At 66.5% G+C, this 24,361-nt stretch carries 24 protein-coding genes; 20 read left to right on the top strand and 4 right to left on the bottom strand.

Going from position 1 to position 24,361, the window contains the following annotated elements:
- Positions 1–96: 96 nt before the first annotated feature.
- The 4 genes from pyrH to ASF60_RS21645 all read right to left on the bottom strand — a co-directional run bounded on the left by pyrH (position 97) and on the right by ASF60_RS21645 (position 3,737).
- The gene (pyrH, locus tag ASF60_RS21660) at positions 97–819 is read right to left on the bottom strand and encodes a UMP kinase (RefSeq protein ID WP_056190066.1); all 723 of its coding nucleotides are present in this window, start codon (positions 817–819) and stop codon (positions 97–99) included.
- 154 nt (positions 820–973) lie between these two features.
- Positions 974–1,894 (bottom strand): translation elongation factor Ts, encoded by a 921-nt coding sequence (tsf, locus tag ASF60_RS21655; protein ID WP_056190064.1) that lies wholly within the window; start codon positions 1,892–1,894, stop codon positions 974–976.
- A gap of 203 nt (positions 1,895–2,097) precedes the next feature.
- The gene (locus ASF60_RS21650) at positions 2,098–3,165 is read right to left on the bottom strand and encodes a 30S ribosomal protein S2 (protein ID WP_056190063.1); all 1,068 of its coding nucleotides are present in this window, start codon (positions 3,163–3,165) and stop codon (positions 2,098–2,100) included.
- 197 nt (positions 3,166–3,362) lie between these two features.
- Positions 3,363–3,737 carry a PH domain-containing protein gene (locus tag ASF60_RS21645; protein WP_056190061.1) on the bottom strand — a complete coding sequence of 125 codons (375 nt, stop codon included), beginning with the start codon at positions 3,735–3,737 and terminating at the stop codon, positions 3,363–3,365.
- Between the two features lie 94 nt (positions 3,738–3,831).
- On the opposite strand from ASF60_RS21645, the gene ASF60_RS21640 reads away from it, so the two are divergent.
- The 20 genes from ASF60_RS21640 to ASF60_RS21545 all read left to right on the top strand — a co-directional run bounded on the left by ASF60_RS21640 (position 3,832) and on the right by ASF60_RS21545 (position 24,267).
- Complete coding sequence (locus ASF60_RS21640; RefSeq protein ID WP_056190060.1) at positions 3,832–4,593, top strand: pyridoxine 5'-phosphate synthase; 762 nt, start codon at positions 3,832–3,834, stop codon at positions 4,591–4,593.
- Positions 4,590–5,009, top strand: coding sequence for a holo-ACP synthase (gene acpS, locus ASF60_RS21635; RefSeq protein WP_056190058.1), 420 nt, complete (start codon positions 4,590–4,592; stop codon positions 5,007–5,009). Before ASF60_RS21640 ends, acpS begins: the two co-directional genes overlap by 4 nt.
- A gap of 111 nt (positions 5,010–5,120) precedes the next feature.
- Complete coding sequence (gene lepB, locus ASF60_RS21630) at positions 5,121–5,921, top strand: signal peptidase I (protein ID WP_056190056.1); 801 nt, start codon at positions 5,121–5,123, stop codon at positions 5,919–5,921.
- Positions 5,922–5,934: 13 nt separating this feature from the next.
- Entirely contained in the window at positions 5,935–6,729 is a 795-nt protein-coding gene (gene rnc, locus ASF60_RS21625) for a ribonuclease III (protein ID WP_056190055.1), read from the top strand.
- On the top strand, positions 6,722–7,696 hold the full coding sequence (era, locus tag ASF60_RS21620) for a GTPase Era (RefSeq protein ID WP_056190120.1): 975 nt from the start codon (positions 6,722–6,724) through the stop codon (positions 7,694–7,696). Before rnc ends, era begins: the two co-directional genes overlap by 8 nt.
- Before the next feature lie 129 nt (positions 7,697–7,825).
- The gene (locus tag ASF60_RS21615; protein WP_156375909.1) at positions 7,826–8,746 is read left to right on the top strand and encodes a class I SAM-dependent methyltransferase; all 921 of its coding nucleotides are present in this window, start codon (positions 7,826–7,828) and stop codon (positions 8,744–8,746) included.
- Positions 8,747–8,796: 50 nt separating this feature from the next.
- Positions 8,797–9,501, top strand: coding sequence for a pseudouridine synthase (locus ASF60_RS21610; protein WP_056190118.1), 705 nt, complete (start codon positions 8,797–8,799; stop codon positions 9,499–9,501).
- A gap of 63 nt (positions 9,502–9,564) precedes the next feature.
- Entirely contained in the window at positions 9,565–9,828 is a 264-nt protein-coding gene (locus ASF60_RS21605) for a PepSY domain-containing protein (RefSeq protein WP_056190052.1), read from the top strand.
- A 79-nt stretch (positions 9,829–9,907) separates the two neighbouring features.
- Complete coding sequence (locus ASF60_RS21600; protein ID WP_056190051.1) at positions 9,908–10,612, top strand: MgtC/SapB family protein; 705 nt, start codon at positions 9,908–9,910, stop codon at positions 10,610–10,612.
- 359 nt (positions 10,613–10,971) lie between these two features.
- A complete protein-coding gene (gene rpsF / locus ASF60_RS21595) occupies positions 10,972–11,451 on the top strand; it encodes a 30S ribosomal protein S6 (RefSeq protein ID WP_056190048.1) in 480 nt (159 codons plus the stop codon).
- A 3-nt stretch (positions 11,452–11,454) separates the two neighbouring features.
- Positions 11,455–11,742, top strand: coding sequence for a 30S ribosomal protein S18 (gene rpsR / locus ASF60_RS21590; RefSeq protein ID WP_056173092.1), 288 nt, complete (start codon positions 11,455–11,457; stop codon positions 11,740–11,742).
- A 178-nt stretch (positions 11,743–11,920) separates the two neighbouring features.
- On the top strand, positions 11,921–12,994 hold the full coding sequence (locus ASF60_RS21585; protein ID WP_056190046.1) for a DUF2232 domain-containing protein: 1,074 nt from the start codon (positions 11,921–11,923) through the stop codon (positions 12,992–12,994).
- 29 nt (positions 12,995–13,023) lie between these two features.
- Positions 13,024–13,587, top strand: coding sequence for a 50S ribosomal protein L9 (gene rplI / locus ASF60_RS21580; protein WP_056190044.1), 564 nt, complete (start codon positions 13,024–13,026; stop codon positions 13,585–13,587).
- A gap of 380 nt (positions 13,588–13,967) precedes the next feature.
- Positions 13,968–15,455 (top strand): replicative DNA helicase, encoded by a 1,488-nt coding sequence (locus ASF60_RS21575; protein WP_056190043.1) that lies wholly within the window; start codon positions 13,968–13,970, stop codon positions 15,453–15,455.
- 395 nt (positions 15,456–15,850) lie between these two features.
- Complete coding sequence (gene alr / locus ASF60_RS21570) at positions 15,851–16,963, top strand: alanine racemase (protein ID WP_082508127.1); 1,113 nt, start codon at positions 15,851–15,853, stop codon at positions 16,961–16,963.
- Between the two features lie 48 nt (positions 16,964–17,011).
- A complete protein-coding gene (radA, locus tag ASF60_RS21565; RefSeq protein WP_056190041.1) occupies positions 17,012–18,448 on the top strand; it encodes a DNA repair protein RadA in 1,437 nt (478 codons plus the stop codon).
- Positions 18,449–18,752: 304 nt separating this feature from the next.
- Positions 18,753–19,358: a CvpA family protein gene (locus ASF60_RS21560; protein WP_056190039.1), complete on the top strand. Its 606-nt coding sequence runs from the start codon at positions 18,753–18,755 to the stop codon at positions 19,356–19,358.
- Positions 19,359–19,466: 108 nt separating this feature from the next.
- Positions 19,467–20,957: an amidophosphoribosyltransferase gene (gene purF, locus ASF60_RS21555; RefSeq protein ID WP_056190038.1), complete on the top strand. Its 1,491-nt coding sequence runs from the start codon at positions 19,467–19,469 to the stop codon at positions 20,955–20,957.
- A gap of 8 nt (positions 20,958–20,965) precedes the next feature.
- Complete coding sequence (locus ASF60_RS21550) at positions 20,966–21,715, top strand: SDR family NAD(P)-dependent oxidoreductase (RefSeq protein ID WP_056190036.1); 750 nt, start codon at positions 20,966–20,968, stop codon at positions 21,713–21,715.
- Positions 21,716–22,542: 827 nt separating this feature from the next.
- Positions 22,543–24,267 carry an FAD-dependent oxidoreductase gene (locus ASF60_RS21545; protein WP_082508126.1) on the top strand — a complete coding sequence of 575 codons (1,725 nt, stop codon included), beginning with the start codon at positions 22,543–22,545 and terminating at the stop codon, positions 24,265–24,267.
- Positions 24,268–24,361 lie beyond the last annotated feature (94 nt).

Below are 24,361 nucleotides of genomic sequence, written 5' to 3'. Positions count from 1 at the left end.
GCCAGAACAGGTCCGCCATCGCCGCCTCCGTGCTGCAAACGGCGGCTCTGAATCACAAAACCAGAATTCTCGCAACGTCTTGGTTCGGTTCACACCCTAGGGGACCACCTGCGTGGCCGGCGCCGAACCGGTCAAAATAGCCAGGACCGAACTCGGGGCATGGATGGAGCCGACCACGATCGAAAGGCGACTTTCGCGAGCCAGCGCGAAGGCTGCGGTGTCCATTACTTTCAAGTCGCGAGCGATCGCCTCATCATGGGTCAGACGATCGTAGCGTGTCGCGGTCGGATCGCGCTTCGGATCGGCGGAATAGACCCCGTCCACCTGGGTCGCCTTCAGCACCGCGTCACAGCGCAACTCGGCGGCGCGGAGTACGGCGGCGGTATCAGTCGTGAAGAAGGGATTACCGGTGCCCCCAGCAAGGACAATGACCTGACCCTTGTCGAGGTGGTGCAGGGCAGGCTGACGCGCAAAGGTTTCGCAGATGGTCGGCATTGAGACGGCGGACATGGTGCGTGCCGGCACGCCCGCAGCATTCAGGGCCGTTTCCAGAGCCAGAGAGTTCATCACCGTGGCCATCATGCCCAGGGAATCACCAGTAGCCCGGTCGATCCAACCAGCCGCCGAGATACGGGCACCGCGGATCATGTTGCCACCTCCCACCACCAGGGCGATCTGGAAGCCGGCCTCGCGCGTGCGGGCGATGTCGTCGGCGATGCCCGCGAGCGTCGGCGGGTGAAGCCAATAGCCATCGGGAGCAGCCAGCGCCTCGCCCGAAAGCTTCACGAGTACGCGGCGAAACGGTGCGGTCTCCGGCATCGAGCCAGTCCCCTCTAATCCGGCCTGGATCAGGTCGGAGAGCCAATCGGAAGCGGGGGGTGTCTAGCCCAACGGAGGCCTAAACGTCGAGGGGCAGCGGCATCCCTGCCGCTGCCCCTCTCATTTCCGAAGCAAAAATGCTCGAAATTTCAGATCAGCGTGAAAGGCTCGCGACTTCAGCCGCGAAATCCGGCCCCTCGTCCTTCTCGATACCCTCGCCGAGCGCATAACGCACGAACGCGGTGAGCTTGACCGGCGAACCAGCCTTGCCCTCGGCTTCCTTCAGAACTTGGCTGATCGTCTTGGAGCCGTCGTGGACGAAGGGCTGCTCCAGGAGGGTCACCTCCTTGTAGTAGCTCTTCAGGCCGCTCTCGACGATCTTGGCGAGCACGTTCTCGGGCTTACCGGCGTTTTTCTCGCGCAAGATGTTAATCTCGCGGTCGAGCGTGCCCTGATCGACGCCAGCAGCATCGAGAGCCACCGGGTTAGTAGCGGCAACATGCATGGCGATCTGGCGGCCGAGGGTGGAGAGCACCTCGACATCGCCCTCGGACTCGAGCGCGACGAGCACGCCGATCTTGCCAAGACCCTCGACCACCTGGCCATGGACGTAGGAGGCGATAACGCCCTTGGTCACGTCGAGCTTAGCAACTCGGCGCAGAGTCATGTTCTCGCCGATAGTAGCGATGAGGTTGGCGAGACTTTCCTTAACCGTGGTCGTCGCACCCGGGAACGTGGCGGCCTCAAGGCCTTCCAGCGTGCCGTCGGTGTTCAGCGCAAGTTTGGCGGCTTCACGAACGAAAGCCTGGAAGCTGTCATTGCGGGCGACGAAATCGGTCTCCGAGTTCACCTCCACGATTGCGGCATGGTGACCCGCCGACTCGACGGCGACAAGGCCCTCAGCGGCCACGCGGCCAGCCTTCTTGGCGGCCTTGGCGAGGCCCTTCTTGCGCAGCCAATCGACCGCAGCTTCGATGTCGCCGTCGGTCTCGTTCAGAGCGCCCTTGCAGTCCATCATGCCCGCGCCGGTCTTTTCGCGGAGCTCTTTCACCAGTGCGGCGGTGATGTTGGCCATGGCCGGTCCTTTCCGTGTCGTATGAAATACGAAGTGTGATGAAGCGCGGGTCGTTCGAAACTTGTGTCCGCCGAAACGCGTCGTGTTTGGTAGGCAAGACACTCTGGAAGTGAATGAGCCCGGCGCTCTTGGAAAGCACCGGGCTTCAGCTTCGATTGTCGGATCTGCCGATGGCGGCCCAATGACGGGCCGCCGATGCGGGATCAGGCGGCGGCAGCGGCCTCGACGAAGCCGCGAGCCTGATCGACCCAGCCATCGCGCCCGATGCGGCCGTTCAGCTTCAGATCGGCATCGACCTTGGCGACATCATCCGCGCTCATCGCGGCAAGCTGCCAGTAGTGATAGATTCCCGCCTCGTTGAGCTTCTGGACAATCTGCGGACCAGCGCCATGGAGCTTGGACAGATCGTCCGGAGCACCGCGAGGGGCCGAAAGCAGTTCGAAGTGCTCGGTCGACTCCACGAGGGCAGCGACGTCGGCCTGCGTGACCGAACCGGACTCGACGGAAGCCGCCGCGTCGTCGTTGGCCGGAAGCTCCTCGGCGACCGGCTCCTCGGAAGCACCGAGATCGATACCCATCGAGCCCTGGCCGCGCGAGATGCCGTCGATGGCAGCACGAGCGATCAGGTCGCAATACAGCGCGATGGCGCGGCCCGCGTCATCGTTGGCCGGCACAACGTAGGTGATGCCGTCCGGGTTGCAGTTGGTGTCGACGATGGCTGCCACCGGGATACCAAGACGCTGGGCCTCCTTGATCGCGAGCTGCTCCTTATTCGTGTCGATCACGAACAGAAGATCAGGCACGCCACCCATGTCCTTGATGCCGCCGAGGGCCTTCTCAAGCTTGTCCTTCTCACGGGCCAGCATCAGCCGCTCCTTCTTGGTGAGGCCCTGGGCCCCGCCGTCGAGGGTCTCGTCAACCTTGCGCAGGCGCTGGATCGAGCCCGAGATGGTCTTCCAGTTGGTGAGCATGCCGCCGAGCCAGCGGGAGTTGACGTAGTACTGGGCCGAGCGCTTGGCCGCTTCCGCAATGGTGTCAGCTGCCTGGCGCTTCGTGCCGACGAACAGCACGCGGCCGCCCTTGGCCACGGTGTCGCTCACCGCCTGAAGAGCCTGATGGAGGGCCGGCACGGTCTGCGCGAGATCGATGATGTGGATATTGTTGCGCGTCCCGAAGATGTAGGACTGCATCTTCGGGTTCCAGCGATGGGCCTGGTGTCCGAAGTGGGCGCCGGCCTCGAGAAGCTGACGCATGGTGAAATCAACGGCCATGTCTTTGTACTCTCCGGTTGGTACCGCCGCGGAGGAAGCGATCGCGCCTTAGGGCAACGACCACCGGAAACGCCTCATTCAGGCATGAGGCCGACTCCGCGTGTGGAATGGGCGGGGCCTTACCAGAGACCGCACGCTGAGGCAAGATTTCCCCGGCCAGTTACTCTCAGGGGAAACGCATCGGATACAGGACGGCATCAGCGGATCGATGCAGCGATGGCCTGCTGAATTCCCAGTATGTTGGCGCCCCGCTTCAAGGTCTTGCGGATCGGCTCGGCTCGACCCGAGACCCAGATCGCGAGTTCGGACTCAAGGTCGAAGCTTCCCGCAGTCTCCACCGAGAAGGAGGTGATCGCCCGATAGGGGACTGTCAGGTACGAGACTTTGCGACCTGTAATGCCCTGCTTATCCACAAGGATCAGGCGGCGGTCCGTGAAGACGATCAGGTCGCGAATGATCCGGAAGGCGATCTGAACCGGCTCGCCCTCCGTGAGAACTCCAGCCAGTTGCTCGTTCACCTCCCCGGGCGAGAGGTCGCTGCCATGGCCGAGCAGTCCGTCGAGAAATCCCATCGCGCGTCATATCCCCTGCGACCCAGCATCTCCTATGTAGTGACGCACGCGCCCTTCCATCAGGGTGCAGCGATCCCCTTCGGAGCTATCCGCGATGTCATCCCGTGCCCTGCCTTCAGATCGTCTCCGGCTCGGCGTCAATATCGATCACGTGGCCACAGTCCGGAATGCCCGCGGCGGGACGGCACCTGATCCGATCCGTGCCGCTCGCGAATCGGTCGCGGCAGGAGCCGACGGCATCACCGCACACCTGCGTGAGGATCGCCGGCACATCCGCGACGCCGATATGGAGACACTCGCCCGCACCCTCACGATTCCGCTCAACTTCGAGATGGCCGCCACCGACGAGATGATCGAGCTGGCAACCCGATTGAGGCCACACGCCGCCTGCCTCGTGCCCGAAAAGCGCGAGGAGCGTACCACCGAGGGCGGGCTCGACATCATCGGGGCTCAGGATTCACTGAGGCCTCGCATCGCACGCCTCGCTGCGGCAGGCATCCGCGTGTCGCTTTTTGTCGAGCCAGACTTGGCCGTGATGGACACTGCCAAGCGCCTGGGTGCACCCGTCGTGGAGCTTCACACCGGCAGCTATTGCGAAGCGGTCGCCGAGGGGAATACGGCCAGGACCGCGCGAGAGCTCGCGCGCATCACCCATGCGGCAGCCTATGGCTCTGGCATCGGGCTTGAGATCCATGCCGGCCACGGGCTCGCTCTCGACAGCGTCGGGCCGGTGGCCGCCCTGCGCGAGATCGCCGAATTGAACATTGGTCATGCCCTCATCGGCGAAGCTATCTTCGTTGGCTTGGGCCAAGCGATCCGCGATATGCGCGCGGCCATGGAAGAGGCACGCGCATGATCGTCGGCATCGGCTCCGACCTTTGCGACATCCGGCGGATCGAGAAGTCGCTGGAGCGCTACGGCGAACGCTTCACCCACCGGATCTTCACCGAAGCGGAGCGGGCCAAGTGCGATGCTCGCGCGGCGCGCGCTCCGTCCTATGCCCGGCGTTTCGCGGCCAAGGAGGCCTGCTCCAAAGCCCTCGGCACCGGTATCGCGCAAGGAGTGTTCTGGCGCGACATGGAGGTCGTCAATCTACCGGGCGGACGCCCGACCCTCCGGCTTACCGGAGCGGCGGCCGAGCACCTGGCGGCGCTCATGCCGATCGGTCACCGGCCCAAGCTCCACATCACGCTCACGGATGACCCCCCCCTGGCACAGGCCTTCGTGATCATCGAGGCAGTGCCGGACAGCACGCCCGGAACCCAGCCGTGAAGCCGCGTGCGTTGCGGCGCCTATCCGCATGGTCTATGCCGCCGGTCGACCGTCAACGACGGAAGTCGCCCGGAATCCGGGTGCGCGCGTCGGACCGGAGATGGCAGCCAGATGGAACGTGCCCACGTGGATCAGCAGACAAAGCGTGACCTGAAGGCTGCTGATACCAGCACCTGGGCGAGCATCAAGGAGACGCTGAAGGTCGGCGGTCAGGCGCTTCTCATCGCGCTGGTGGTTCGAACGCTCCTGTTCCAGCCCTTCAACATCCCTTCGGGCTCCCTCGTGCCGACGCTTCTGATCGGCGACTATCTGTTTGTATCAAAATATTCCTACGGATATTCGAAATATTCGTTACCCTTGAGCGAATACCTGCCCTTCACGGCCGACGGAAGGATCTGGGCGGCGGAGCCGAAGAGGGGCGACATCGCCGTCTTCAAACTGCCGAAAGACAATTCCACCGATTACATCAAGCGCGTGATCGGTTTGCCGGGTGACAAGATCCAGATGAAAGCCGGCCTTCTCTACATCAACGACGTGCCGGTGAAGCGTGAGAAGATCGCACCCTTCGAGACGACGGGCCCCTACGGCGAACAGGCCAAGGCGGAACAATATCTCGAAACCCTGCCCAACGGGATTACCCACCGCGTCATCGAGCGCGATGGCGATAACGGCTACTGGGACAATACCGAGCCCTACACCGTGCCGCAGGGGCGCTTCTTCATGATGGGCGACAATCGCGACAACTCGACGGATTCGCGCGATCTCGCCAGTGTCGGCTTCGTGCCATTCGAAAATTTCGTAGGACGGGCGGAGATGATCTTCTTCTCCATCGACGAGGGCACGCCGGCGTGGCAGATCTGGAACTGGCCGGCGAAGGTTCGCTGGAACCGGCTGTTCACGGCCATCCATTAGGACGTTACGCATTGTGACCGAAGAGGCGCGTCCCTCCAGCCGGGCGCGGCGCGCGCCCCGTCCGAAGCCCGACCTCGCGGTACTCGAGGCGCGGATCGGACACGCTTTTGCCAATCCGAAGCTCCTGCTCCACGCCCTGACGCACGTGAGTAAGGCCGGGGGGAACGGCCGACTCGGCAGCTACCAACGCCTGGAATTCCTCGGCGACCGCGTCCTCGGGCTTGCCATTGGCGACCTCCTCTACGAGGCCTTCCCGGGCGCCGACGAGGGCGAGCTGTCGCGACGCCTTGCGGGGCTTGTGCGGCGTGAAACCTGTGCGTCCGTCGCGACGAGCTGGGACGTCGGTCCGCACCTCGCACTTGGCCCCGGCGAGGTCCAGAGTGGTGGACGTCGCAACCAGACCATCCTGGCCGACGTCTGCGAATCGATCCTCGGTGCAGTGTTCCTCGACGCCGGCTACGAGGTCGCCAAGGCGATCGTCAACGCGGCCTTCACGCCGGACACCGACACCGCCGCTCCGCGCGGTCGCGATGCCAAATCGTCGCTTCAGGAATGGGCTATGGCCCGCGCTCTGCCGATCCCAGTCTACGACGTGGTCGAGCGCTCGGGTCCCGACCATGCGCCGGTGTTCCATATCGCGGTGCGCGTCGAGGGGCTCGAGGTCGGTATCGGCGTCGGTCCCTCGAAACGCCTCGCCGAGCAGGAGGCCGCCCGCCTCGTGCTCGAGCGCGAGATAACCGGCCCCGATCCGGCCCGATCCAAGGAGACGTCGGCGGACGTCGATGAAGGACACGCCTCCGATGCCTGAAGATGATCACGACTTCGACGACGATTTCGCGCCGCCGCCGCTGATCCCGCTGCCGGCCGTGACGATGCCGGAGAATACCACGGCCGGCTTCGTCGCGCTGATCGGTATCCCCAACGCAGGCAAGTCGACCCTTCTGAACAGCCTCGTTGGCACGAAGGTCTCGATCGTGTCGCGGAAAGTGCAGACCACCCGCGCCCTCGTGCGCGGCATCGTCATGCATGAGACCGCGCAGATCATTCTGGTCGATACGCCCGGGATCTTCGCACCCAAACGCCGCCTCGATCGCGCCATGGTCCATTCGGCCTGGAGTGGAGCCTCGGACGCGGATGCGGTCTGCTTGCTGATCGATGCGCGCAAGGGCGTCACCGAAGAGGTCGATGCGATTCTCGCCAAGCTTCCCGACGTGAAGCGCCCGAAGGTTCTGATCTTGAACAAGATCGACCTGATTCCGCGAGATCGGCTACTCGCCCTGGCGGCCTCGCTGAACGAGCGTATCTCCTTCGAACACACCTTCATGGTCTCTGCCCTGAACGGCGATGGCATCGAGACGCTGAAATCGACGCTGGCCGGCATGATGCCGAAGAGTCCCTGGCTCTACCCGGAGGATCAGGTCTCGGATGCGCCGATCCGCATGCTGGCGGCGGAGATCACCCGCGAAAAGCTCTACGACCGCCTGCACGAGGAACTGCCCTACCGCTCCACCGTCGAGACCGACCAGTGGCAGCCGCGTCCGGACGGGTCCGTGCGTATCGAGCAGACTATTTTCGTAGAGCGCGAGAGCCAGCGCTCCATCGTGCTCGGTAAGGGCGGGCAGACCATCAAGGCCATCGGACAAGCGGCGCGTCTCGAAATCGCGGAAGCGGCCGAGCAGACGGTACACCTCTTCCTGCACGTGAAGGTACGAGAGAACTGGGCCGACGATCCGGCCCGATACCGAGAGATGGGTCTGGAGTTCCCGCGCGGCTGAGCATGGGCTAAGAGAATGGGAGACCGACCCCGGCGGCGATTCTTGTCGCCTGGTGGGCCGGGCCTCCCGCTTTCCTGTCACGCCCTGAGCCGTCGAGGCGCGCGCGCCGTCGCGCCGGATCCCGTTACGATGTCCACAATGCCTGTCTCGGAAGCCGTTTACGGCGCGCCGCCGCTGGAACTGGTGGAGGTGCCCGACACTGCCGTACAAGTCTCGCCGTTGGTTCCGGGCGCGGCGCGCTTGGAGGATGTCGCGCCTCATAGCCTCGACCGACTCGACATGCTGGCACCGGCCGGCACGATCGAGCGGCGCTACGTCCTGGCTCTCGCCCTGAAAGCCCTGAAGCCGGGCGGAGTCCTCACGGCTCTGGCGCCGAAGGATCGCGGGGGAAGCCGGCTGGTCAAAGAACTCACCGGCTTCGGCTGCGCGGTGCATGAAAATGCGCGCCGCCATCATCGGATCTGCACGGTCGCGTGCCCCGAGAACCTTACCGGACTTGACGAGGCCATTCTTGAGGGCGGGCCGCGTCACATCGACAATCTCGCGCTCTGCACCCAGGCCGGGATCTTCTCCTATGACCGTCTCGATCCCGGTACGGCTCTTCTGCTGGCGAACCTGCCGCCGCTCGCAGGTACCGGCGCCGATTTCGGCTGCGGCCTCGGCATTTTGGCCCGGGCGATTCTGGCTGCGCCGAAGGTGACGGAGCTGACCCTGATCGACATCGACCGGCGCGCCATCGAGATGGCCCGCCGCAACGTCGGCGATCCGCGCGCGAGCCTGCGTTGGGCGGATATCCGCGCCGGTGGCCTCGGGCTGAGCCGTCTGGATTTCGTGGTGATGAACCCGCCCTTCCATGACGGGGGAGCGGAAGACCAGGCCCTGGGCCAAGCCTTCATCGCCCGAGCCGCGGAAGCGCTGCGACCCGGTGGCACCCTCTGGCTGACCGCCAACACCCACCTGCCCTACGAGGCGCCCCTGAACGCGGCCTTCAAGAGCGTGGCACTGAAAGCCTCGGCGGGAGGCTACAAGATCTACGAGGCCCGCCGGTGACGAAACCGACGAAGATCGTTCACGCACGCCTCGATCGGCTGCTGGCGAATATGGGATACGGCTCGCGCCGCGAGATCGCGCTCCTAACCCGGGCCGGGCTTGTCGTCCTCGACGGTGCGCCGCTGCGCGACGCCGACCAGCACATCCCGGTTACGCCGGATTTGGCGCAGCGGATGACGGTCGATGGCGCCCCCCTCGATCCTCCGCCAGGGCTGACCCTGATGCTGCACAAGCCCCTGGGCGTCACCTGCTCACACAAGGAGGCAGGCCCCCTCGTCTATGCTCTGCTGCCGGAGCGCTGGCGCCGGCGCGATCCGGCACTGTCGACGGTCGGACGCCTCGATAAGGAGACCTCGGGCCTGTTGCTCCTCACCGATGACGGCGCGTTGCTGCACCGGATCATCGCGCCCAAGGCCAATGTCGCGAAACGCTACCGCGTCACCCTCGACCGCCCCCTCAAGGGCAACGAGGAAGCGGTTTTCGCCTCCGGGACCCTGATGCTCGACGGCGAAGACAAGCCGTTGCTGCCCGTGGAGTTCGTCGCTGAAGACGAGACCGGCGCCGTGGTGACCCTGCACGAGGGGCGCTACCATCAGGTCCGGCGCATGTTCGCGGCCATCGGCAACCACGTCACCGCGCTGCATCGGGACCGCGTCGGTGGTCTCGCTTTACCGGCGGATCTGGCACCCGGCGAGCACCGTATCCTCAGCGAGGCTGAGATTGCGCGCGTGTTTGCGGGACCGGACGAGACCTGATCCGTCCGGAACCGGACGTTTTGCACCCGGTTGGATCAGACAGCACTGATCCAGAGGTGATCCATGATCCGTTTTTCGGCACTCCTCCTCGCCGTGACGCTGAGCACCGGGGCAGCGACCGGTGCGCTGGCCGACACACCCGGTCCCGACTGGATGCCCGCCGATCAGGTGAAGCAGAAGCTGATGGCGGCGGGCTACTCCAGCATCACCGAATTCGAGGCCGATGACGGCCACTGGGAAGGCGAAGGTGTGAAGAACGGCATGAAGATGCAGTTCCACGCCGACCCGAAGACCGGCGCGATCCTGTCGGAGAAGCCTGACAAGTAGCCGGTTCGGCGGTGGACCGGTTGCAGCGGCGCAGCAAGTCTTCGTCCATGTTGATCTCCTGGCACGTCGATTGTCGGGCATGCTGAGCAATCTCGACATGATCGGCCGTCTGCTGGTCGCCGCCCTCCTGGGAAGCGTCATCGGATTCGAGCGGGAGCGGCTGATCTGGGCGGCCGGCATGCGGACCCATATGCTGGTCTGCGTCGGCTCATGCCTGCTGATGATCGTCTCGGCCTTCGGCTTTTCGGACGTTCTGGGACAGCCGAACATCACGCTCGATCCGTCCCGTGTCGCCGCGCAAGTCGTTTCAGGCATTGGCTTTCTCGGAGCCGGTACCATCCTGCTGCGCGGCGAGGTGGTGAAGGGACTGACGACGGCGGCCAGCCTCTGGGCGGTGGCGGCGATCGGCCTGGCGTCCGGCGGCGGGCTGTTCGTGCCGGCGATGGCGACCACCGCCATCGTGCTGGCGATCCTGGCCGGGATGAAGCCGTTCGAGGAGCGGTATCGCGCCCGTCGCCAGAAGCACGATCTGCGGATCGTCGCCGCCCACGGCGCCCTCACGATGGAGATGATCCGCGTGCTGGCGGGACCCTGCGCGGCGAAGCTGCGGCAGACTGAAATCGCTCGGGGAATACCAGAGGGTTTCGACGAGGTCACACTGTCTCTGGTGCATGTCGACCGACGCGCGGTCGATGCGTTCGCGGAACGGCTGCGTCGCCGCGACGGTGTCGGCAGTGTCGAATCGATCACCCGCGAATCGATCGGACGCGAACCAGACGCCTGATCCGGGCAAGACCCTTTTCAGGTCCAGCGAAATCCCCTTGGCTTCCGCGAAATCCCGCCGGCCTCTGCATGCCCTTTCGGTTTGCCAAACCTTGTCACTCCGAAAAAATTGGTTTATGCGCCATCCCTCGCGTTCGCTCCGGCTGGGGGCTGAACGGACGGTGTCGATTCCATCGGCATAGGGCAACCCGGAGACGGAGTGTCCATCGTCCCGTGTCTCCGCCTTCGATCAACCGCTCGGGCCTTCAAACGGCTCGAAGGGCTTGGCGCCGGGCGATCTCGCGTGTGAACCGGCCCGACGCTTCCTTTTCCGCACTCCTGCAGTGCCGTCGGGTCCCTTTGGATATGAAGGGCCCGTTAATGCCTCTCTACGAACACGTCTTCCTGGCGCGCCAGGACGTGACGGCCCAGCAGGTCGAGACCATGGTCGAGACCTACAAGGGCGTCATCGAAGCCAATGGCGGCAAGGTCGAGAAGATCGAGATGTGGGGCGTGAAGTCCCTCGCCTACCGCATCAAGAAGAACCGCAAGGCGCACTTTACGCTCCTCAACGTCGACGCCCCCCCGGCGGCGCTCGCCGAGATGGAGCGTCAGATGCAGATCTCCGAGGACGTTCTCCGCTTCATGACCGTGCGCGTCGAAGAGCTCGAGTCCGAGCCGTCGGCGATGATGCAGAAGCGCGACCGCGACGACCGCAAGGATCGTGAGCGCGGCCGTCGTCGTGACGACGAGGGCTTCGGCGGCGGTGGTGGATTCGGCGGCGACCGCGATCGCGGCGACCGTGGTGATCGCGGCGACCGGGGTGACCGCCCCGAGCGCAGCTTCGGCGGGGAGGCTTAAGTCATGGCATTTGGTGCTGGACCCGGTGCACCCGCCGCTGGCGGTGCTGGTGGTGGTGCGGGCGGCGGACGCCGTCCCTTCTTCCGTCGTCGGAAGACCTGCCCCTTCTCGGGCGCGAACGCGCCCAAGATCGACTACAAGGACGTCAAGCTCCTGTCGCGCTACGTCTCCGAGCGCGGCAAGATCGTGCCGTCGCGCATCACGGCGGTGTCCGCCAAGAAGCAGCGCGAGCTCGCCCAGGCGATCAAGCGTGCCCGCTTCCTCGGCTTCCTCCCCTACGTGATCAAGTAAGCGCCCTGGGGCACGCGCGAGCGGCCCCGAGAGCCTGCATCAACATGTCCCGGATCGGTCCATCCGGTCCGGGACAGGAGATTTCGTACCGGCCGATCCGACAGGGCGGCCGGGAGTCGTTGGGGCGACAGGCGCCTCTAACCCTGCCCGGATCGGGACAGTGGGACAGCGGGATGTGATGGCACAGTACCTCGGCATCGGTATCGGCGCGGGCCTCGTCTCCGCCCTCCTCTTCGGCGTTCTGCTGAAGGCGACAGCGCTCGCGATCCTGCTCTACCTGCTCGCCCCGCTCCCGATCCTGATCGTGGGCCTCGGCTGGAGCCACCGGGCCGCCCTGGTCGCCGCCATCACGGGCGCGCTGGCCCTGGCTGTCGTCGTGCAGCCCTTCCTCGGCCTCGGCTTCTTCGCCTACCTGGCGCTGCCCGCCTGGTGGCTCGCCTACCTGGCGCTCCTCGGCCGTCCCGATGCGGGCGGCACGATGGAATGGTATCCGACCGGCCGCCTCCTCGCCTGGACCGCCGGGACGGCCGGCATCGCTTTCGTGGCCATCGCGGTCATCGCAGCCCCGAGCTACGAGGCCTTTCAGGCGCAGCTCCGCGGCATGACCCGGACGCTGATCCAGGTGCGAACCGACCGGGCCGCCAACCCTTCCGCACCGATCCCGAATGCGGCGACGCCGAAACCCGACGCCGGCACACCGACCGAATCGGGCCAACAGGGCTCGGCGCAACAGGACTCGGCGCAACAGGACGCCCCCCAACAGGACTCCGCTTCACAAGATCCCGCAGAAGCCAGTCGTACCGAGGTCGCCAATGCCCTGGCGGCGATCGCGCCGGGCCTCGCCGCCCACGGCCTCACGGTTCTGCTCACCTTCTATCTCTGGGCGGCGGCCCGAATCGTCCGCGTCTCCGGGCGCCTGCCACGGCCGTGGCCGGACCTCGCCGCTACCATGATGCCGCGACGCGTGCTGGCCGTGCTGTTCGGTGCCCTCCTCCTCGCCCTGGTGCCGGGTTTCCCGGGGGTCCTCGGCATCGCCGTCGCCGGCGCCCTGAGCGCCGCCTTCGCCATGCAGGGGCTCGCGGCCTTCCACGATCGCAGCCGCGGCCGGCCGGGGCGCCTCGCTCTGCTGTTCGGCCTCTACCTGATCCTCTTCTTCACCCAGGGCGTCGCCCTCGCCGCCCTGACCCTGTTCGGCATCGCCGATACCGCCCTCGACCGCCGCCGCCCCACGGGTGCGGCCGGACGACCCTGACCAACCCCAGACCCCAAAGGACGAACACCATGGAAGTCATTCTTCTCGAGCGCGTCGCCAAGCTCGGCCAGATGGGCGAGACCGTGAACGTGAAGCCGGGCTACGCCCGCAACTTCCTCCTCGCCCGCGGCAAGGCCCTGCGCGCCACGGAGAACAACAAGAAGCACTTCGAGACCCAGCGCGCCCAGCTCGAGACCCGCAACCTCGAGCGCAAGTCCGAGGCGCAGGCCGTCGCCGAGACCCTTGAGGGCAAGAGCTTCGTGCTCATCCGCCAGTCGGGCGAGACCGGCGTGCTCTACGGTTCGGTCTCGACCCGCGATCTGGCCGAGGTCGTCACCGCCGACGGCTTCACCGTCGGCCGCGACCAGTTCGCCCTCAACCAGCCGATCAAGACCCTGGGTCTGCACACCGTTCCGGTCGTGCTGCACCCCGAGGTCGAGGTCAGCGTCACCGTCAACGTCGCCCGTTCGCCGGAAGAGGCCGAGCGTCAGGCACGCGGCGAGTCGACCACCGAGCGCGAGGCGTTCAACCTCGACGACCTCGGCCTCGAGGTCGGCGCAGCCCTGGCCGAGGCTGGCGACGACCGCGAGTAAGCGGACCACACACCCGGTGAAGAACGGGGACGAACAGCCTTAATGGTTGACTAGTTCCTCGTTTGTTCCAGCATGGACGCCCGTCATCCGCAAGGATGGCGGGCGTTTCTGCGAGGGGTTTCGCCGGATCCTCCGGGGCGACGCATCCCTGAGAAGAGACGGGCTCGGGAAGAGACGGGCTCGGGAAGAGACGGGCTCGGGAAGAGACGGGCTCGAGAAGAGACGTGGCCGTGAAAGACCGGTCAGCAAAAGACGGGCCCAAGCGCGAATCGGCTAAGGTTCGGCTAACCATGCCGGCGCCATGGTCGGCAGATAGAGAGGCGCGGTGGCGGACCGCCGCGCGGACCATGAAACGAAGAGTCGGAGCCTCGAATCAGCCCATGGCCCTGCCCAACGCCCTGACGGCCAACCTTCAGCCCGTCGCGCAGGAATTCCGCGTCGCGCCGCACAACATCGACGCGGAGCAGGCCCTGCTCGGCGCGATCCTGGTGAACAACGATGCCTATTACCGGATCTCGGACTTCCTCCTCCCCGAACATTTCATGGAGGACGTCCACCGCAAGATTTTCGAGGTGGCCTCTCAGCTCATCAAGGCGGGCAAGCTCGCGACCCCCATCACCCTGAAGACCTACCTGGGCGACGCCGACCTCGGCGGCCAGACGGTGATGCAGTACCTCGCGCGCCTCGCGGCGGAAGCCACCACCGTCATCAACGCGGGCGATTACGGCCGTACCATCTACGACCTCGCCATCCGGCGCCGGCTCATCACCATCGGCGAGGATCTGGTGAACGGCGCCTACGAGGCGCCGGTGGAATCCTCGCCCCGCGACCAGATCGAGGGCACCGAGCGCCGGCTCTACGAGCTCGCCGAATCAGGCAAATACGATGGCGGCTTCCAGAAGTTCTCCGACGCCCTGACGGCGGCGGTGGACATGGCCGCCAAGGCCTACCAGCGGGAAGGCAAGCTCTCGGGCGTCGCCACCGGCCTGTCCGACCTCGATGCCAAGATGGGCGGCCTGCAGCGCTCGGATCTCATCATCCTCGCCGGCCGCCCGGCCATGGGCAAGACCTCGCTCGTCACCAACATCGCCTTCAACGTCGCCAAGGCCTACCAGTCCGAGAAGCTGCCGGACGGGCGCACCGAGACCAAGAACGGCGGCATCGTCGGATTCTTTTCCCTCGAAATGTCGGCCGAGCAATTGGCGACCCGTATCATCGCCGAGCAGTCGGGCGTGCCGTCCTACAAGATCCGTCGCGGCGACATTCAGCCGGCCGACTTCTACAAGATCACCGACGCGGCCCGGGACATGCAGACGATCCCGTTCTACATCGACCAGACCGGCGGCATCTCGATCGCCCAGCTCGCCGCCCGCGCCCGCCGCCTCAAGCGGCAGAAGGGCCTCGACCTGCTGATCGTCGACTACCTTCAGCTCCTCTCGGGCTCCGGTAAGCGCAGCGACAACCGCGTCCAGGAGATGACCGAGATCACCACCGGCATGAAGGCCCTGGCCAAGGAGCTGGCGGTGCCGATCATCGCCCTGTCCCAGCTCTCGCGTCAGGTGGAAAACCGCGAGGACAAGCGCCCGCAGCTCGCAGACCTTCGCGAATCGGGCTCGATCGAGCAGGATGCCGACGTGGTGATGTTCGTCTTCCGCGAGGAATACTACGTCAACAACAAGAAGCCCCGCGAAGGCACGGAAGAATTCTTCGCCTGGGAGGCCGAGATGAACCGCGTCCACGGCAAGGCCGAGGTGATCCTGGGCAAGCAGCGCCACGGCCCCACCGGGACCGTCGAACTGCAGTTCGACGCCAACATCACGCGCTTCTCAGACCTTGCCCAGTCCGACCGCCTGCCGGAGCAGATGTGATCTGCCGACCGGAGTGATCAGGAGGGCAGTTGTCCCGGAAGATCGAAGGGACATGAGACGGCCGCAGGTGAATATCCCGAAGTCTGGGAAGCCATGCGCCGGGCGGCCTCTCCTTTCCGCAAGGGCGATGGCATATGAAAACGCGCCGTCATTCCGGGGCGCCGCAGGCGAGCCCGGACCCGAAGGGGCGTGCCACCGGCGTGCAATCCAGTGCCGCTAACAGCGCAAGTCATTGCGCCACCTGTGTTTCTGGATCCCGGGCTCCGCTGCGCGGCCCCGGGATGACGGGGTGCTCCGGAGGACTTTTGGGCTCGCAGGTCCCCATATGCGATCACCTTACCGCAATGGGGTCCCCACGGTGCGCCCGGCATCCTACTCTGTGGAAAGGTGAGGCCATGAACCAGGAGATCGTCATCCCATCGACGCACGGCGCTCTCCTGACCATCGACCTCGCCGCCCTCGCGGAGAACTGGCGCCGGCTGGCGGCGCAGGCTCCGGAGGCGGATTGTGCCGCCGTGGTCAAGGCGGATGCCTATGGCTGCGGCCTTGCGCGGGTGCTGCCGGTGCTGTGGGCGGCAGGGTGCCGGACGTTCTTCGTCGCCCACCTGAGCGAGGGCGTGGCGGCGCGTGCGCTCCTGCCCGAGGGCACGATCTACGTCCTCAACGGGCTGCTGCCCGGCCTCGGCCCGACCCTGGCGGCCCATGACCTGCGGCCCGTGCTCGGAAGCCGGGACGAACTCGCCGAATGGGCGGCTCTCGCCGAGGCGTCCGGCCGGACCCGGCCGGCGGCGCTCCACGTCGATACCGGCATGAACCGCCTCGGCCTGTCCGTGCCCGAGGCGCTGGCGCTGTCCGGCGATCCGCTGATCGGGCGGGCCGGGATCGCCCTGCTGATGACTCACCTCGTCAGCGCCGAGCTGGCGAGCGATCCGATCAATGCGCGCCAGATGGCGGATTTCGCGGCGGTGCGTGCCGCCCATCCGGGCGTGCCGGGGTCCTTCGCCAATTCCTCCGGCATCTTCCTCGGGGTCGCCGCGCATCACGACCTGCTGCGTCCGGGCTATGCCCTGTTCGGCGGCAATCCGACCCCGTGGAAGCCGAACCCGATGCGGCCGGTGGTGCGCCTGGAGGCGCAGATCGCGCAGATCCGCGACGTCGCTGCGGGTGAGACCTGCGGCTATAACGGGCGCTGGCGGGCGGCCGAGCCCCGGCGGCTCGCGACCCTGTCGATGGGCTACGCCGACGGGTATCCCCGGGCGGCGAGCGGGCGCGGCATCGCCCTGGTCGGCGGCGTGCGCTGCCCGATCCTCGGGCTGATTTCGATGGACCTCATCATCCTGGACGTCACCGACGCGCCGGCGGCGGAGCGCGGCGCGACCGCGACCCTGATCGGCGACGGGCTCGACGTCGACACGGTCGGCCGGGCCGCCGGCACCATCGGCTACGAGATTCTGACGGGGCTAGGTTCTCGCTATGTTCGCCATTATGTGACAGGAACCGGGGCCTGACCTCCGCCTGATCCGGGCGAGTCCTCCGGCTCCTCCAGCGGAATCGCGATGGCCAAGATCCAACAGAGCTTCGTCTGCCAGTCCTGCGGGGCGGTCTACAACCGTTGGCGCGGGCGCTGCGAGGCCTGCAACGGCTGGAACACCATCGTCGAGGAGACCGGCGCCACCGGCCCCCAATCGGGTCCGGTCAAGACGCGGCCGAGCCGGGCGCGCGGTCGGGTCTTCGCCCTGGAGGGCCTGACCGGTGAGGTGCGGGAAGCGCCGCGCATCCCGTCCGGGATCAACGAACTCGATCGGGTCACCGGCGGCGGTTTCGTGCGCGGCTCGGTGATCCTGCTCGGCGGCGACCCCGGCATCGGCAAGTCGACGCTGCTGATGCAGGCCTCCGCCGCCATGGCCCGGACCGGCGAACGCGTGGTCTACATCTCGGGCGAGGAGGCGGTGGCGCAGGTGCGGCTGCGGGCCGAGCGCCTGGGCCTGACCTCGGCGGCGGTCGAGTTGGCGGCCGAGACCAATGTCGAGGACATCGTCGAGACGCTGTCGCAGGGGCGCCCGCCGGCGCTGGCCATCATCGATTCGATCCAGACCATGTGGACCGAGACGGTGGAATCGGCCCCCGGCACCGTCACGCAGGTGCGCGGCTCGGCCCAGACCCTGATCCGCTTCGCCAAGACCAGCGGCACGGCGGTGATCCTGGTCGGGCACGTGACTAAGGACGGGCAGATCGCCGGCCCCCGGGTGGTCGAGCACATGGTCGACGCGGTCGCCTCCTTCGAGGGCGACCAGGGCCACCACTTCCGAATCCTGCGCGCGGTGAAGAACCGCTTCGGACCCACCGACGAGATCGGGGTGTTCGAGATGACCGATCTGGGGCTGGCCGAGGTGCCGAACCCCTCGGCCCTGTTCCTGGCCGGGCGCGATCACGCCGCGCCCGGAACGGCGGTGTTCGCCGGCATGGAGGGGACGCGGCCCCTGCTGGTGGAGATCCAGGCCCTGGTCGCGCCCTCGTCGCTCGGCATGCCGCGCCGGGCCGTGGTCGGCTGGGACCCGAACCGCCTGTCGATGGTGCTGGCGGTGCTGGAGGCCCATGGCGGCATCCGCCTCGGCACCCACGACGTCTATCTCAACGTGGCGGGCGGCCTGCGCATCTCCGAACCCGCCGCCGACCTCGCCGTCGCCGCCGCCCTGGTCTCGTCCCTCTCCGGCGCAACGCTGCCACCCGAGACGGTGTATTTCGGCGAGATCGGACTGTCGGGCGCCGTCCGCCCGGTGGCGCAGGCTCCGGCCCGGATCAAGGAGGCGCTGAAGCTCGGCTTCGCCAAGGCGGTGATGCCGCAGGGGCGCGGCGAGGGCGGCGACGGCGGCCTGTCGACGGAGGCGCTCCGCCACATCGCCGACATGGTGGCGGGCATCGCCAGCGGCGGCCCGCGCCGGGTCGGATCGCGCCGGGGCCACAACCCGCCGGATTATGGCGACGACGATTGACGGGACAGACTTGGCGCGACGCGCGCCGGAACGGGAAGATCGCGGCAAGACGATCTCGTCGGCACCGAAGATCAGGGCCTCCCACCGGACCACGGAGACCGGGGCACGATGTCATGTTGCCAGGGACGATGCATCGCGACGGCCCCCCGACCGGGGTCAAACCTGGCCGGACCCCGGCCGGGGATGGCATCCCGCGCCAGGGTGACGGCCGAGGTTCCGCACGATATACAGAGCCGCGGCCGGGGGAAGCCGCACGATCCGGTCATCGTCGCCGCTCCGCCCCATGAAGTGACAATCGTCAGAGATGCCGTTCTCCGTTCTCGATCTCGTCGTGCTGGGTATTGTCGTGGTCTCGGCGCTGCTGGCCGCCGTCCGTGGCGCGACCCGCGAAGTGCTTGCCATCATCGCCTGGGTCGCGGCCGCCGCCATCGCGTGGAAATTCCATCCCTTTCTGCTGCCCACGGTCAGCCAGCATGTGAGCAACCCGACCGTGGCCCTCGTCGCCTCGATCGCGGCGATCTTCCTGCTCACCCTGATCGTCGTGTCCATCCTCACCGTGAAGGTGTCGGACATGATCCTCGATTCGCGCATCGGCGCCATCGACCGCTCGCTGGGCTTCCTGTTCGGGGCCGGACGCGGCTTCCTGATCTGCGTCATCGGCTGGGTGTTCCTGGCCTGGCTGGTACAGGGCAAGATGCCGCCCTGGGCCTCCGAGGCGCGCAGCCGGCCGATGCTGGAGAAGTCCGGCGAGGCCCTGGTGGCGCAGCTCCCGGAGAATCCCGAGGGTCTTCTGAAGCAGTTCAAGAAGCCGAAGGCCGATACGCCGGCCGATCCGGTCGAGCCGCCGGAAGGCGAGGTTCCGGCCCAGCGCCGCACCGAGGCGCCAGCCACGCCCGCCCCGCGACGCTGATCTGCGTCGCCGTGCGCTTGGTCGCGCGGCGAAGGCCGATTACATGACGGTCATCTGACGGCGCCTGCGCGGGGATTCGCACGGGGCCAACCAGGGAACGACATCATCATGTCTGTAGCCAAGTCGAGTGCCCGTCCCCCGGTCGAGGTCGTGGACGGGCTCGACCGCGACGGCGATACGCTGCGCGAAGAGTGCGGCGTCTTCGGCATCTTCGGCCACCCGGACGCCTCCGCCATCGTCGCGCTGGGGCTCCATGCCCTGCAGCACCGGGGCCAGGAAGCGGCCGGCATCGTCTCCTTCGACGGGGCGGTGTTCCATTCCGAGCGTCGTCCGGGCCTCGTCGGCGATTCGTTCTCGGACCGCTCGACCATCGAGCATCTCGAAGGCCCGGCCGCCATCGGCCATGTGCGCTACTCCACCACCGGCGGCACCATCCTGCGCAACGTGCAGCCGCTCTTCGCCGAGCTGGCCAGTGGGGGCTTGGCGGTCGCCCACAACGGCAATCTCACCAACGCCCTGTCGATCCGCCGCGACCTGGTACGCGACGGTGCCATCACGCAATCGACCTCCGACACCGAGGTGATCCTGCATCTTGCCGCGCGCTCCCGCGCGCCCCGCATCGTCGAGCGCTTCACCGAGGCCCTGCGCCAGATCGAGGGCGCCTACGCCATCGTGGCGCTGACCAACAAGAAGCTGATCGGCGCCCGCGATCCGCTGGGCATCCGCCCCCTGGTGCTCGGCGAGCTCGACGGCCGCTACATCCTCGCTTCCGAGACCTGTGCCCTCGACATCATCGGCGCCAAGTTCATCCGCGACATCGAGAACGGCGAGATCGTGGTGATCTCGGAAGAGGGCATCGAGTCGATCCGCTTCGCGCCCGCGCAGCCGATGCGCCCGTGCATCTTCGAGTACATCTACTTCGCGCGCCCCGATTCGGTGGTGAACGGCAAGAGCGTCTACGCGGTGCGCAAGAATATCGGCCACGAATTGGCGCGCGAATCGGCGACTGCGGCCGACGTGGTCATTCCGGTGCCGGATTCCGGTGTGCCCGCCGCCCTCGGCTTCGCCCAGGAGACCGGCCTGCCCTTCGAGATGGGCATCATCCGCAACCACTATGTCGGCCGCACCTTCATCCAGCCGACCCAGTCGGTGCGCGAACTCGGCGTGCGGATGAAGCATTCGGCCAACCGCGCCGTGGTCGAGGGCAAGCGCATCGTGCTGGTCGACGACAGCCTCGTGCGCGGCACCACCTCGGTGAAGATCGTCCGCATGATGCGGGAGGCCGGTGCCAAGGAGGTGCATTTCCGCATCGCCTCGCCGCCGATCACCTATCCGGACTTCTACGGCATCGACACGCCGGAGCGGGAGAAGCTGCTGGCCGCCACCCATGACCTCGAGGGCATGCGCCGCTACATCGGTGCCGATTCACTGGCCTTCCTGTCCATCGACGGTCTGTACAAGGCCATGGGCGAGGCCCGCCGCGACGAGGCCTGCCCGCAATACACTGACCATTGCTTCACCGGCGACTACCCGACCGGCCTGACCGATCTGGCCATCGCGGGGCCGCGCCGCCTCGCCATGCTGGCCGAAGCGGACTGAGCCGGCCGATGAGCACGCCCGAAAAAACCCTCGCCGGCCGCGTCGCCGTCGTCACCGGGGCGTCGCGGGGCATCGGCCATGCCGCCGCCCTGGCGCTGGCCGAGGCCGGCGCCCACATCGTCGCGGTCGCCCGCACGCAGGGCGGCCTGGAAGCGCTCGACGATGCCATCCGGGCGCGCGGCGGCAGCGCCACCCTCGTGCCCCTCGACCTCACCGATTACGACGCCATCGACCGGCTCGGCGCCGGCATTCACGAACGCTGGAAGCGCCTCGACATCCTGGTGGGCAATGCCGGCATCCTGGGCAACCTCACACCGATCGGGCACGTGACCCCGAAAACCTGGGCGCAGGTGATGGAGATCAACGTCACCGCCAATTACCGGCTGATCCGCTCCCTCGATCCGCTGCTGCGGATGTCCGACGCCGGCCGCGCCATCTTCGTCACCTCCGGGGCGGCGCAGAAGTGCCGGGCGTATTGGGGCCCCTATTCGGTGTCGAAGGCGGCTCTCGATGCCCTGGTGCGGACTTACGCAGCCGAGACCGCGACGACTCCGGTGCGCGCCATGCTGCTCAACCCCGGCCCCCTGCGCACCACCATGCGCAAGGCGGCGATGCCGGGCGAGGACGCGATGACCCTGAAGACGCCGGAAGACCTCGCCCCGCACTTCGTGCGCCTCGCGAGCCCGGATTTCTCGGAATCGGGCAAGATCTACGACTTCCCGAGCGACCGGATCCTGACGCCCCAGATGGCAGGCTGACGCCGCAGCGTCGGCACAGTCGCCGCCGGACCCCGGCCGCGACCGATCACCGGTGAAGGCAGCCCCGCTCGGTTCCGAAGCCGCCCTCCCCCCTCCCGGCATCGCGCGACCGGGACATCGCCGCCGCGCGATTGTCCCGCTGGCTCTCTCCGACGACCCGGTTCGCCTCGGACGGCCGAACCATGGGCGGAGGCCATCGAGGCTCGGTCGCCACCAGATGGGCCCATGCCCCCGCGCGGCATCGTCGTCGCCACGCGGCGAGGCGGATGACAGCGGCGCATGAGGGCCGCTCGTGCATCGAGCGAGCGGGCCATCCCGATCCGCCGGGATCAAACCCTTCGCGATCGATCTGCGCCAATGCCAGGCTTGGGACGTCTCTCGCGCAGATGCGGGATTCGGGTGCCTTCCCGGCCAGAAGCCCCTCGCCCGGCCCCTTGCCTCGCCCCGACCGGCGGTCGAACCCCTTCCCGTCTCCCGGTCGGTCTCGCAACGCCGCCAAGCGCGAGGCGATGGGTCCGACCAGGATCACGCTCGAAGCATAAACATCGTTGCTAATCTAATCAGATCTGCTGCGAGACATGGCACTTCGAAAAGAACCGATTCTTATCAAATAATCGGCCAGAACACGCCAGTAAAGCTACTATTTCTCAAGTTGAACCATATAAACAGGAGCATTTTTCTGTTTCCGATCGCGAATAAATTCGAAAGGTCAGACTGCGCAGAATCCGATTCGACTCATTGACCATATGTGACAAGCCGATATGTGGTTTTCCGTTCTGTATGATCGTCGATCGCGCTTTTGAAGAAACTCCGAGAGACTCCCCATCATGGTTTCGCGACGTTCTTTTCTCGGGGGTGCCGCCGCAACGCTTCTCTATCCGCTCTCCGCTCGGGCCGGACACTTGAGCTTCGACATCGTCGTCTACGGCGCGACCAGCGGCGGTATCGCGGCGGCGTTCGAGGCCAAGCGCCAGGGTCGCTCCGTCGCGCTGGTCGGCGGTTGGCGGGAGAGTCACCTGGGCGGGATGATGTCGGGCGGGCTCGGGTATTCCGATGTGGACTCGCCGCGCGCCTACGGTGGGCTGGCCCGTTACGTGATCGACCGCATCAACGAACGCGCCGGACATCCCCCGGGGACCTTCGCGTTCCAGCCGCGATTCGCCGAAGCCGTGTTCCAGGATCTGCTGGCACGACACGATATTCCGGTGTTCTGGTCACTGGGGGTCACCCAGGTTCGCAAGGAGAACGGCCTGATCGTCGAGATTGCGACGACGATGGGACAGACATTCGCGGCGAAAGTCTTCATCGACGCATCGTACGAGGGCGACCTGGCCGACAAGGCCGGAGTGACGACCTTCATCGGTCGCGAGGCCGCGTCGCCGCAGGACCTCTACAATGGCTACCGGAACGTCTTCAACGACGGCGGCGGAAGCAATCACAACTTCGTCCGGCCGCGCTTCTTCCTGAAATTCCTCGCCGACCGCCACATCTACCTCGATCCGTTCGTCACGCCCTCCGATCCGGCATCCGGCCTGTTGCCGGGCGTTCGCGAACGCCCGCAATTGACCTCCGCCTCGGGGGACGGCGCCGTTCAGGCCTACAACTTCCGCCTGACCATGACGCGGGACCCGCGTGCCCGGGTGCCGTTCGCGAGCACCCCGTCGGACGGCTACAAGAAAGCTAACTACGAAATTCTATTCCGCTATCTCGAAGCGCTGCGGGACGGTGGCTTCCTGAAGCCGACCTCGACGATGGCAGAAGAGAATTTTCTGCTCTGCAACAACATCGGCGACGGCCTCTACGACGTGAACAACCGGGGAGCGGTATCCCTCGACCATGTCGGCGGTTCCTGGTCCTATCCCTCCGCAAGCTATGCGGAGAGAGGCCTGATCTGGAAGGAGCACGAGCGGTGGATTCGCGGCCTCTTCTATGCCTTCCAGCACGAGAACGACCCGCGGGTGCCGGAATCCGTCCGGGAATCCATGCGGGCCTTCGGCTTGGCGGACAATCACTACCTCGACCCGTTTCCCGGCGACGAACGCCATTGGCCCTACCAGCTCTACGTCCGCGAATCCCAGCGCATGGTGTCGGATTTCGTGCTCCACGGCGCCGATATCGCGGCTCGTGACGGCTCGGAGCCACGCAGCCTCAGTACGATCGCGGCCGGAAGTTACAATCGGGACAGTCATCACACGCAACGGATCGCGGTTCCGCTCCCGGTCTGGCACATCCGCAACGAGGGCAATTTCGAGGTCGGGAATGGCGGAAAGGACAAGATCTTCCCCATCCCCTACGAGGTCACGGTTCCTCGGCGCGCCGAGTATCGAAACCTTCTGGTGGCCTTCTGCGTCAGTGCCACGCACGAAGCCTTTGGCGCATTCCGGATGGAACTGACCTTGATGCAGGTCGGCCAATCCCTCGGCATGGCCGCCGCGATGATTGCGGAGCATCCCTGCTTTCTGGCGGTGCAGGATGTGCCGTATGCGGATCTCCGCCGGCGCCTGCTGCAAACGCCCGAGACCACGAAACCCTATCTGCCGCAGACGAACTGAGGTCCGGCCCTCACCTGGGGGCTCACCGTGGGCGCTCACCGAGGGGCGTTGGCGGCACCCGGCGCGGCGTCATCGATCGGGACGAATTGTCCCC

Origin of the sequence: Methylobacterium sp. Leaf113, from assembly GCF_001423325.1 — a bacterium.
In the GTDB taxonomy this organism is placed as follows: Bacteria; Pseudomonadota; Alphaproteobacteria; order Rhizobiales; family Beijerinckiaceae; genus Methylobacterium.
The sequence above is the reverse complement of the archived record's forward strand: the minus strand, read 5'-3'. Positions and strand labels throughout refer to the sequence as shown.